This is a genomic window from Mesotoga sp. UBA5825 (assembly GCF_002432955.1).
Classification (GTDB): Bacteria; Thermotogota; Thermotogae; order Petrotogales; family Kosmotogaceae; genus Mesotoga.
Window position 1 is genome coordinate 1 of record NZ_DJHG01000100.1, and the last position, 11105, is coordinate 11105.

At 44.4% G+C, this 11105-nt stretch carries 9 protein-coding genes; 6 read left to right on the forward strand and 3 right to left on the reverse strand.

The window, feature by feature from the left end:
* The first annotated feature begins 859 nt into the window (after positions 1-859).
* The 6 genes from B3N33_RS10320 (at position 860) to B3N33_RS10345 (ending at position 6547) form a co-directional block, all read left to right on the forward strand.
* Complete coding sequence (locus B3N33_RS10320) at positions 860-1366, forward strand: PulJ/GspJ family protein (protein ID WP_214079725.1); 507 nt, start codon at positions 860-862, stop codon at positions 1364-1366.
* A 76-nt stretch (positions 1367-1442) separates the two neighbouring features.
* Positions 1443-1742 (forward strand): hypothetical protein, encoded by a 300-nt coding sequence (locus tag B3N33_RS10325; RefSeq protein WP_214079724.1) that lies wholly within the window; start codon positions 1443-1445, stop codon positions 1740-1742.
* Positions 1711-3444 carry a hypothetical protein gene (locus B3N33_RS10330; RefSeq protein WP_292593259.1) on the forward strand — a complete coding sequence of 578 codons (1734 nt, stop codon included), beginning with the start codon at positions 1711-1713 and terminating at the stop codon, positions 3442-3444. Before B3N33_RS10325 ends, B3N33_RS10330 begins: the two co-directional genes overlap by 32 nt.
* 356 nt (positions 3445-3800) lie before the next feature.
* The gene (locus tag B3N33_RS10335) at positions 3801-4334 is read left to right on the forward strand and encodes a hypothetical protein (protein ID WP_292593261.1); all 534 of its coding nucleotides are present in this window, start codon (positions 3801-3803) and stop codon (positions 4332-4334) included.
* Between the two features lie 749 nt (positions 4335-5083).
* Positions 5084-5620 (forward strand): flavodoxin family protein, encoded by a 537-nt coding sequence (locus B3N33_RS10340; RefSeq protein ID WP_214079721.1) that lies wholly within the window; start codon positions 5084-5086, stop codon positions 5618-5620.
* Between the two features lie 222 nt (positions 5621-5842).
* Positions 5843-6547 (forward strand): nitroreductase family protein, encoded by a 705-nt coding sequence (locus B3N33_RS10345; RefSeq protein ID WP_099829539.1) that lies wholly within the window; start codon positions 5843-5845, stop codon positions 6545-6547.
* Positions 6548-6749: 202 nt separating this feature from the next.
* Here B3N33_RS10345 and B3N33_RS10350 read toward each other — a convergent pair whose 3' ends face one another.
* The 3 genes from B3N33_RS10350 to B3N33_RS10360 form a co-directional block, all read right to left on the reverse strand.
* Positions 6750-7691: an inorganic phosphate transporter gene (locus B3N33_RS10350; protein WP_292593263.1), complete on the reverse strand. Its 942-nt coding sequence runs from the start codon at positions 7689-7691 to the stop codon at positions 6750-6752.
* A 96-nt stretch (positions 7692-7787) separates the two neighbouring features.
* Complete coding sequence (locus B3N33_RS10355; RefSeq protein ID WP_214079720.1) at positions 7788-10133, reverse strand: Orn/Lys/Arg decarboxylase N-terminal domain-containing protein; 2346 nt, start codon at positions 10131-10133, stop codon at positions 7788-7790.
* Position 10134: 1 nt separating this feature from the next.
* Positions 10135-10992: a damage-control phosphatase ARMT1 family protein gene (locus B3N33_RS10360; RefSeq protein ID WP_292590559.1), complete on the reverse strand. Its 858-nt coding sequence runs from the start codon at positions 10990-10992 to the stop codon at positions 10135-10137.
* Positions 10993-11105: the final 113 nt, after the last annotated feature.

The window sequence follows — 11105 nt, forward strand, 5'->3', positions numbered from 1 at the left end:
CCCCCTGGGCTACTCACCAGTTATAAGAGCAAAGCTATAGAAGTGGTTCTCGAATCTAAAGTCTTAGTGAAGTCATAATTGAAGAAAACCTGAGAGGGAAACAAGGAAACACGAGGGAACTGATTAGAAATAAGGAGGTCTTTCGGGCGTTCACAACTCAGTTCTTAGGAGGTTCTTACAAATATCTTATCCTCAGAAACCGTCTAATCGATTCGACTGTCAGCTCCCTCGCATAGAAATGGAATATATAATGATACCCCATACAAGATGCAAAATGCAAGGAAAATCAGAGCTGTTACATGGGAAACTATACTGATACAAAAGTTAATCACAGAGCCAATTCTGTGGATCTACAAGTATTGCTCAAAGACCGCACTGAAATAAGACGAGAAGAATCGTATTGTAATTCGAGGAACCAACTAACTTTCATTCTCTCCCTATTGAGAAATCAATTTCATCGCGAGTCATCCACATAGTTCATCAGGGAAAATAAGCTGAGAGCAAATCCCTCCCTTTAGAGCTCGACAAAGAATACTGATCTTCAAGAAAAAGAGTTCCGTTGCGTGGATTAGTGACATGTTCTTGCATTAACCTTACAGGAGTATAGCTTCTTGACCTGTGAAATCCGATGTCCAGTTTTGCTCAAGAACGTGGTCGATCTGGCATGGGTGTTTGTTTCGAGAACGATTGTTCAAGATAATGTGATAAAATCGTTTGGGTCGATTAGTCAAGACCAGTTTCATTAATTCTGTAGACAAGCGATACCTCAAAGAACCGTTGACTTTCTGTTGCATATCATACGCTTTCATGCTTGCTTTAAGAGAAATCTGTTTTTGCCGAAAAGGGAGGAATCATCTATTTGAGTCTCTTGATATCGAGGCGAACGAAATCAAAAATGCGCAAGGGTCTCACAATGGTTGAGATAATGGTTACTTTGCTTCTCACGACGATAATTATGGGGATTTTATACGTTGTGCTGACTTCTACATTCAGAATCAGCGGTCAGGTCCAGACACAGCTTGCTATAGATGAAGAGATAATGAAACTGAATAGTGGACTAGGATATATAATTTCGAGAAATTGGACAGCGATTGATTTTGATAGAAGTGACTCGAAAACCATATCGCTCAGATCTAGATTTCCAAACATTGGCGATGAGACGGTTGCGACAGTAACTTACTTAGATGGAGAATTGTTGTTTCTCTACAATAATGCAAGCAATAACCAGGTATCATCTGTCATTGCGGGCAATTTGGAGGACTTTGCTTTTGAGTTTCCACCAGATTCCAGTCACATCTATTATGCTGCTACATTTACTGTTTATGGTATATCAAAATCATCTAATGGGGCGGTGAAGATCTATTAGGAAAGGTTTCACAACTGCTGAGATTCTGATTGTTCTAATCATAATTGCATTCCTCATAACAGGCGGGGTAACCATAATGTTACAATACAAGGCTATGTCTTCTAGGCTAGAAGTAGCCACAAATATACATGCAGCAAAACTAACTGTGGAAGGAATTGTGAGGAATGCTTCTAGTGAGGATGATATTGAACGCATTATAGAAGAGCTTTCGACGTATCCTGGGTTTGAACAAGTTGTAGCTGATGTGATCAGTAAAACTGCTCTGAAACCTGGGGAAAAAATAGTGGGCTGGATATTTGAGGTCTCGCTCACAGATAATAGAATAGGAAGAAGGGAGGTATTTAATGTATATAGATACGACCCCTATGCGAAATAGAGGTGTGATTCTGCCAATAGCGTTAATTCTCATGGCTTTTGCTACGACGATGATAATTGCTGCCGGAATTTCAATCCAGAGATCATCAAGGCAGTTGAATAGCTACGCACTACTTTCGGATCTCAGAGTAGGTTCGAACAATCTAGTGGAAATAGCTACAGTGTTCCTGTCAGAAAACTATTCGGATATGCCCGAACCTTTGGAGGCCCAGTGGGAAGGGTTTAGTGAATTTGTCGCTTTCATTTCCTCTAGAGGAGGATACGAAGGAGTATTGTGGCAAAGTGCAATGTCTGACGTTGGAGCAGGGACATGGTGGTTACTATCAGATGAGAATCTATCAGAAGCTGCTGATTTAAACCCTCTTGCCGAATTTGACAATAGAGGGGTAGCAGTGAGTAGATCAGGAGACAAATTCTCAATCATTTCATGGGTGGAGAAAGGCGCTGTCAAGAGGTATTCATATGGACTTGCAATGGTGGATTCTCTAGCTCAAGTTCCTGCATTGATTTTAGGAGATATTGATAGGGAGTTTGACAGAGTTACAACCACAAAACAGAAGGGATATGATGACTATATTAGCTCGGGTGGTGACTGGATCAATGGGCACGCCATTTTACTAGGCGATGCAATAATTAATAGCCCTAATTCAGATCTTCCTTACATTTTCTCTAATGGTTTAACGGCTCATCGTGTGTCTTTTTCTCCAGAAAAAGAAGATGATCAGGCAAGCTATAACGCCACAGATACAGACTCAGCTTCGTATTTTGTATCACTACTTGAAGATAAGGAAAATCAGTTGAACAATCTGTCGAAGCAAATTGTTTTCACAGATGACAACAAGAACTTATTTTCCGATAGTACATCTACTTTCTCGCCAGATTCGCTGATTTCGTTCAATCTATCTTCCACAGACTCTTACACAATTACTTTTCCCAAGGACCCAACAACAGAGAGTAATGACTACGATTTTATTGAAGTCTCCTGTGAGGCAGGGGATTCCGGGACAACGAAATACACTATAATAATTGAGGCCGCCGATCACACTGTTAGTCTATCCTTCAATAAGAGCGTGAATATTGTGAATAAAAACGGAAATCCCCACATGATTGGTTACATAAATGGGAGATACAGCATCTCGGTATTTGGGGATATAAATATTGACACGAATCTTATCTACGGCGATTCAGCAAAGGATTTTGTGATCGCCACGAGGAAGAGCGATAATCCTAATACTGGCCCTGACGATTTGACCACTTTGACAAAGCCCATCATGTCACTTAAAAAGGTCGAGGAGCTTTTCAGGCAGTTCGAATTGGACAGGGACTATCTTTCGCTATCTGCTTTGGGTGGAAATGTGATTAACACTTTCGGAGTTGGAACGCAGAATGAAGGAAATGCAACGCATGGAGTAAGAGCCATTTGTGGCGATGTCACAGCCCTTGCGAGGTGTGATGAAAGCAATGAAAACTGTGTGGGTGGAAGCTTTTTGTTTCCCGATTTAGAAACGGTCATATCGGGCAATAAAACTTACACAACAAAGCTCTCTCAACTGTTTGTTCTTGGATCTGTTGTTGGGAATAGCTTTGGAACCGATGGAAGTAGCGATTATATTGAGAACTTCTTTGTGACGGTCCCATCTAGTGGTGACTCGGGAGGTACTAGTAAGAAGGTCTTCTCACTGGTTGGACTTAGAGCCTGGTAACGGAATAACGATTGAGTAAGGTTTTTCGGTCTGGGGAAGAAGAGATTCTCTTCTTAGCTTCTAGTACTATATGCCACAGTTAACCCCCAGAGGGCCCTCGCGGATTGCGGGGGCTTTTATATTGAAACTCACAGCGATTACCTGCTAGATGGCTTCGTGCCACTTCAATCATTTGATCAGTTCTTAGAATTAAATACGAAGCCTCGAGATAAGGCCTTCAGAGAAAATTCCGGCGATCTCTCCAGATGTTCTTGAGCTATTTCTTGCCAAAGCGTCATCATAGCGGTCGATGGCTTTTGAATCGAGCATTGATAGCTGTATAATAGTTAATCAAATAGGGGGAGTGTATGTTTCGAATGGACAATAGAATTGTTGAACTCGCTTCTCACGAGCTGGATTTGCATCCCGAAGCAAGGCTCGACGATCTTTACAAGTTGTTTTATCAAGGCACGTTCGGTCCGAAGCACTTGATGGAAGACCAGGCCGTCGCGCTTAGATACCTTGCGGAGGAAATCGACTGCGAAGAGTTCGATCAAGTCCTCTGGCAAGACGTCAGCTATATGGAAAACTTCTTCAGGCTGAATCTTGTTCTTGTAAAGAATAGACAGGTTCTGATCGACGATCTCTTTCGAGCTTTGGTAGCAAGTTCAAGGGTAGGTGCCTCAATGACGCGCGAGGACTGGAAGCTTGAGTGGCAGAGGATAGAAGCGGTTCTTAGAGACTCTCTTCCCGAAAGTGTATTTACTCCGGAATCGACGATTTCAGTCAAGGAGGCCCTTGAAAGCGGCCGGTTGTTACATCACAGTTCTTACTACAAAAGAAGTTATCACCCTCACTACAGAGTGATAAGTCGAGAGTGGTTCGAGAGGCTTATCGGAACTACTTACTGATCGACGTCCCTGCTTCATATGTTCTCTAGCATCTTCGATTCAGCTTTTTCCTGAGATGTTGATTCAGTATCCTGTTATCGGTTGCTTGTGATGTGCTTGTTGTGTGTGTGCTATAGAAAGGAGCGATTGATTCTAAAGATTAATACAGTTTAATGCTGCTTTCTTGATTCAATGTAGTCAGAGAGCGCAAATGTTGAAGTACTGGACGATAGGAGAAAGCAGATCAGGGAAATTGACAAAACGCTCTGTAGGAGCCGTATTAATCCGCAAACCGATTTTCCGTAAACGGGAAAGCCGAAAGCGGATTATCCGTAGCCGGAAAACCCGCCTCTACTAAATAATGATATTACTAAAGGATACTTCGTATCGAAGGAGCTCGATCGATTATTTCTAAGCACAGGCAAAAACTCTATCATAACGAGTCATTATTCAGGCGAAGTTTAGTGCAAGATCGGCAGTTATCCTGCTTCTATACTGACGACTTTGAGATGCGACGAACAGCGAGCTGCTGTCAGCTGTTGGCTGCTTTTGACGTTGCGCTTCGCTATAGCATTAGAAAAGGTCTGTATGAGACCCTCGGTAAAAGTCTGTATTGAAGAAAAACACAAATCTTGAAAACTCAATGCCAGTAGATTGCATAATGCTTTCTCGATTCATTTGTTCAGGAGGAGAGTAGAAGATTCCCTTATCGAGATAGCTTCATTTCGCCGCTAAGTCAAGCTATAATAGCTTTGAAGGGAGGTAATAGAATGAAGTCTATCGTTGTTTATTTCTCATATGATGAAAGTACAAGAGCTCTTGCAGAAGCTATGGCCTCTTCGATCGATGCTGACCTTCTAAGGCTGGTGCCTACGGGAGAGTTTTCTCGAACCTATTATCACCACGTTGAGAATCCCGAGCAAATAGAGACCACTCCCGGATACGATCCTGACAAGGAGCATATCTGGGGAAGCGAGTCGGTAACTATGAATAACAAGCCTGAACTTGAGCCATATGGCTTTGATCCTGACAATTACGATCTTATAATCATAGGCAGTCCCGTGTGGGCACTCACTTATGCGCCGCCGATAAGTACATTTCTCGCAGAAAACAAGCTGGAGGGAAAGAAGATAGCTCTATTCTGTACACATGATGGAATGATCGGCGCAGCATTTGAGAATCTCAAGAAGGCATTGAAGGGTAACGAAGTGATTCAGGAGATTGACTTCGAGGCACCTTCTTCAAGGCTGGACGAGTACGTTGAAACCGCAAAAGAGTGGGCTAGAGAGCTTGGGGAAGGACTGTAGCGGAACCACGTTATAGGATGCAAATGCCGGGTTCTGTTCCCGGCGTTTTTCTTTTCCGAAAGAGCTTGCTATTTTTGGTAAATGTGAAGGATCAGGCATCTCTTGATGCAGGTATTTGCGCTCTGGTCTCTTCGTTACAGTTGTGCACATTGAAACCAGTAATATGATTAATCTTGAGTTTAATTGTCAAATTATATAGAATATATGTAAAGAGGTGATTGAATGCTAGACAAACAGGAGATCATGAAGGCGATCGGCCTAAGAGTGACTCAGAGAAAGTTCCAGGAAAAGCAACTGTCTCCTGAGCAAAGGAAACAAGTGGATTCTGCTATTGGAGACATTATTCCTCTTAACTCGGATGCTCCTTTGCAATGGTATTTCACTCCGCAGTTTCCGTCTGGTTCAGGAATCGTTCTCGCTAAGCTGAAGGAGTTCACTACTCCCAATCTGATTCGGTTCGGTTTCGAAGGCGAGCAGATAGTTCTTAATCTCACCCTGAAGGGTTTCTCCACTAGCTGGGCCAGACTGCCAAACTACCTGTCCATGATAATCGTGGGCTTTCCCGCTAATAGCGAAGGAGACATTGTTGAGAGAGCCTCTAGATTTCTCTTCAGGGAGGCAAATAGAAAGCCGTTTGCGGAGATTGTTTCTGGCAAGACAGAGTACATAGATGAAAGTATGAAGGATATTTTGAATGCGGGAAGGATGTCGCCTTCTTCATTCAACAGGCAGCCCTGGAGATTTGAGATTCTCGACAGGAACAGCATAGCAATTCACGGCTGGAAGAAGATTCCACTGATCTACGAGGATGTCATTTCGATCGATCTGGGAGTTGTGATATCTCACATGTACCTTATGGCAAAGTCAATGAATGACGATGCAAAAGTCGAGCCAATAAGCCTCAGGAGCTACCTGCTGACATTCTGAAATTCGTTTTTCTGAGATGTTTCAAGGGGAAGGCCTCAGGTTCTGATGATCATAGCTAGTGACCCATATTCAACACTTGGGAGAGTACGTGATGAGCTGAAGGCGGTTTGACGGGTTTTGCCGTATGGTTTTGCTTATACACATTATGGGCCTACTTCTTCTCCTGTAAGCAGCTGTGCTGTCACGTCAATGGATACGGCGCTCAGCTTCCAAAAAGCGCCAGGATCGAATTGATAGCAGTGTAAAGGGCAACTGAGATCAATCCCGAAATTACGGGAGTAGATACCCATCCAAAGACAATTCTCTTTAGGAGCCTTGCATCAAAGTTTCTCGATCCTCTCGCAAGCCCGACTCCAATAACCGCTCCGACTATTGCCTGCGAAACCGAAACGGGAACCCCAATGAACGCGTAAATTAGGACGGTCAATGATTGTGCCAGTAAGGCAATAACCGAAGCGAACGATTCGAGGGCGACTATCTTTGTCCCGATCGTGTACATAACTCGCTTGCTGAACATTATAGTTCCGGCCGATATGCTCAGCCCTCCAATCAATACAGCCTTCTCAACACCGATGATATCTGCAAAGGTTCCTGTGATATTTGCAACGTTATTTGCTCCAAGAGCGAATGAACCGAAGCCACCAACAATTACCGCAAGTGATTTAAGGAGTATGTCCTGAACAAGAACTGAACGTACTCTTTTGAAGGCGACACCAATAAGTCTATACAGGAAAAGAGCAACGATCGCCGCTACAAGTGGAGTCGTTATCCAGCAAGAGACTATTTTCAACACAACCAGCCAATCAACGCTTCCACTCAGAAGCCCAATGCCAACTATCGAGCCCACAACGGCTTGCGAAGAGGAGACAGGTAACCCCAGCCTGTTAAGCAAGAGAACGGAGATTCCCGCTGCCGCTGCGTTGACTGAAGCAGAGAGCAATGTGTGAGAGCTGAGGCTGGAAAGAGTTTGCATTCCACCGGCCCCACCCAGAATAGCTCCAACAAGCACAGCAAAGCTTGAGATCAGCGCAGCTGATCTGTATTTAAGAATTCCACTTGTTACGGTTGTACCGTATATATTGGCTGCGTCATTCCTTCCGAGAGTCCATCCAAAGAAGACAGCAGGCAGAAATGCTAGGAACACGCCGATCCCTTCATAATCAGTGATAAAAAGGATTATAGCACCAAACAGATGTATTTACTTATGTGGTGTATGCGTTACAGGAGCGAATGTCATCGCCTATTCGCCTTCTGGCTGTTCGATCTCCTTCAAGCAGTATGTGTAGTATCTCTTCTTGTTGTTGCTGTCTATCTTCATCTTCAGACCGTGCATCTCGTTCTCAAAGCCGGGAAACTTGTTGTCGAACTCCTCCGAGAGATTCAGATATTCGATGATTCTCTTCGTGTCGTCTGTATATCTCTCGCCAGGCATTATCACGGGTATTCCCGGAGGGTAAGGAACGACCATTACAGCTGAGATTCTGTTTTGCAGCTCACGGATTCTGACCAGTTCAGTATTGTCGTTAACCAACTCTGAATAGGCTTTGGACGGAAGCATAACCTGCTGGGGATTCCGAGAGTAAACATCCTTCAAGACCTTGGTTATCTTGACCTTTCGGAGGTATTCATGCATCTGTCTGCAAAGCTCCTGAAGGGTCATCTTTCCATATTTCTTTGGGAACTCTCTGACGATATCGGGAAATACATCATCCAGAGGAGCGTCCTCATCGAAGAGCTTCTTGAAAGTGAAGAGCTCTGCGAGCAGAGTTCCAGACTTTCCCTTTGTCAGCCCGAGGGAGAAGAGTATCAGGAATGAGTAATGACCCGATTTCTCAACTACTATTCCCCTGTCTCTAAGGAAAGTTGTGACTATCGTTGCTGGGATTCCCCAATCCCTCATCCGACCTTGTCTCGTTATTCCCGGGGTCATAACGGTCACTTTTATCGGATCGAGAAGGACGTAGTCGTTCTCAAGCTTTCCGAATCCATGCCAGTCTTCGTTTGCTTTGAGATACCAGCAGTCAGGTCTGTCCTTGAGAATCGATTCATCGATGTCTTCGAGATCGAAGGTCTTTCTTTGCCCGTCTTCTGTCCCAATCGAGACCTTTTCCGGCTGCCAGATCTCGAGCCACCAGCGTCTCTTTCGCTCTGATTCTTTGGACTCGATTTCTTCCTTCAGATGCTTCATCTTCTTTCTGAAAATGATTGCCTCCTGAATCGTCTCGTCAATAAGGAATTTGCCTGCGTTTCCGGCCATCATCTTTGCCGCTACATCCAGGGAAGCGATGATCGCATATTGAGGCGAAGTAGACATGTGCATCATGTATGCCTCGTTGAATCTTCCATGATCTACCCTTTTTCTACCGTCCTTTACATGTATCATAGAGCCTTGAGAGAAGGCAGCCAGTAGCTTATGAGTGGAGTGCGTAGAGAAGACCACCGGAGATTTTTCTCTGTCAATGTCTGGTGACATTCCGAAGCGGCTCATATACATTCTATGGAATTTCGCATAGGCGTACCATGCCTCATCGAAGAGAACGAAATCCACAATCTTTTCAAGCTTGTCGAGGATGGTTTTCGCGTTGTAACAGAGGCCGTCATATGTCGAATTAGTGATTACAGCAAGTTTTATTCTGTAGTTCTCTTTGTCTTCCACGAGAGGGCTTTCATTTATTGCCTTTTCGATTTCACTCCATTCAAAATCCTCTTCATGGATCGGCCCGATAATTCCTAAAGAGTTTCTGCTAGGCGTGAGGTAGATTGGTATCGCACCTGTCATTATTATTGAATGCATAATCGACTTGTGGCAGTTCCGATCTATAAGGACAATGTCCCCCGGGGTCACACAATAATGGAAGACGATCTTGTTGGATGTTGAGGTACCGTTCGTCACAAAATATGTCTCGTCGGAACCGAAAATCTTGGCAGCAGACTTTTCCGATTCTCCGATGGCTTCTGTATGCTCGAGGAGAGAGCCAAGTTCCGGCACCGAAACGGATAAGTCGCTCCTGAAAATGTTCTCCCCGAAGAAGTTATGGAAGATCTTCCCGGTAGATGACTTGAGGAAAGCCTCTCCTCCGCTGTGACCGGGGGTGTGCCACGAGTACTTGAATTCATCCACGTATCGTATGAGCTCTTTCAGAAAGGGGGGCTGCAGTTCGTCCATGTAGCGCTCTGTTGCTTCCTCAATTCTTCCCGCGATGAAAGAGGGACTGTCTTCGAGCTTCCAAACGTAGCCATCGATCTGACTGATTATTTCGAGAGGAATCTCCATAACTTTTAGTTTCTCAGTCATGAGGAATATGGGAATAAGCATATTCCTTCCGCGGATTATCTCGATTATCTCTCCCGGGCCTAGAAACTCAGCATCTGGTTTGATCACAAGATCCCAGTCGAGCAAAACACAGCTGACATTTGAATGAGACATGAACTCAATTCTACAGTCGTAGCCTGAGTAAGACTCTATGACTGAAAAGCCTCGCTTCTGAAGCTCTCTTATGATCTCTCTTGTCGCTCTCCCCCCAGTGTTTTCTGAAAGTAAGTCATCGTCAACTACCAGAACAGGAAAGTCCTTGAACAGCTCCATTCTATCCCCTCGATTCTGCCTTTCTGTAGGCAACAAACGAACCCTTCGGTACTCCGAGAAAGCCGCCGATTACATCGCACTTGGCCATAAGCAAAAAGAAGATCTCGCGTTTTGCCGAGCTTAAACCTTCTAGATTGCCCTGTCCTTTAGAGATTACTACATCGGCCCTGGAATAAACATCGAAAAAACCTCTCTGCATAGTCTTTTCCTGAGCGCCAGGTGCATCTGCTCCAGAATCGATTATCGTTGCTACTTCGTCCATGCCTATTTCAAGGGCCTCTCGCATCGTTATGTCATTAAGAGCCGGTATTGTTCTTACCGAGAAGTAGCTGTTCGGCACTCCGGAGAGTTCTAGCAGAAGTTTATCGAGAACAGCTTCGCCACAGTTATCACCGACTATGAGAAGCGAGTCGGTGCTTCGTATCCTTTGCGCTAGCTCTTCTAGATCATCTATTGCGAAAGGTCTCGACAGTGCATCCTTCATTGTCTTATGAATGTCTATCTTATGACCAGGAGCAACATCTATAATATTACCGGCTACCGATAGTTTCAGCGCTCCTAACAAAGGATCGTCAAGCTTGAGGAGTTCCTCCTTAAGATCGTCGTATATTTCCATAAGACTTCTGTTTGAAAGTCTCTTGACGTCCCTGAAAGCGTCATGGTTGCCAAAGAGAGGTTTCAACGCCTCTCCGACCTTTCTGCCGATATCTATAGGAGTATCTGACCAATCCATCTCCGCAACCTCTTTGAGAAAGGTTCTAACAACCTGTTTCTTCTCTTCCTCTCCAGCGTTATTAACGTCTAGAATCCGTAGCAAACTGCTCAGATTGCAGGGGATGCACCTAAGATCTATCTTCATTCAATCACCTCACACTGAATTATACAGTGTTTTGTTGAGCGAGACTTCTACCCGATTTGACTTGTAGGTCTAGCCTGGAGGGGAACTTCCCGACGTAGTCGGCCTCGCCTCCT

Excerpts from the sequence above, each read along its gene's own strand:
- B3N33_RS10360 (WP_292590559.1), bottom strand. The coding sequence starts at position 10,992 with ATGAAGATAGATCTTAGGTGCATCCCCTGCAATCTGAGCAGTTTGCTA.
- B3N33_RS10335 (WP_292593261.1), top strand. The coding sequence starts at position 3,801 with ATGGACAATAGAATTGTTGAACTCGCTTCTCACGAGCTGGATTTGCAT.
- B3N33_RS10355 (WP_214079720.1), bottom strand. The coding sequence starts at position 10,133 with ATGGAGCTGTTCAAGGACTTTCCTGTTCTGGTAGTTGACGATGACTTA.
- B3N33_RS10325 (WP_214079724.1), top strand. The coding sequence starts at position 1,443 with ATGTTACAATACAAGGCTATGTCTTCTAGGCTAGAAGTAGCCACAAAT.
- B3N33_RS10340 (WP_214079721.1), top strand. The coding sequence starts at position 5,084 with ATGAAGTCTATCGTTGTTTATTTCTCATATGATGAAAGTACAAGAGCT.
- B3N33_RS10345 (WP_099829539.1), top strand. The coding sequence starts at position 5,843 with ATGCTAGACAAACAGGAGATCATGAAGGCGATCGGCCTAAGAGTGACT.
- B3N33_RS10330 (WP_292593259.1), top strand. The coding sequence starts at position 1,711 with ATGTATATAGATACGACCCCTATGCGAAATAGAGGTGTGATTCTGCCA.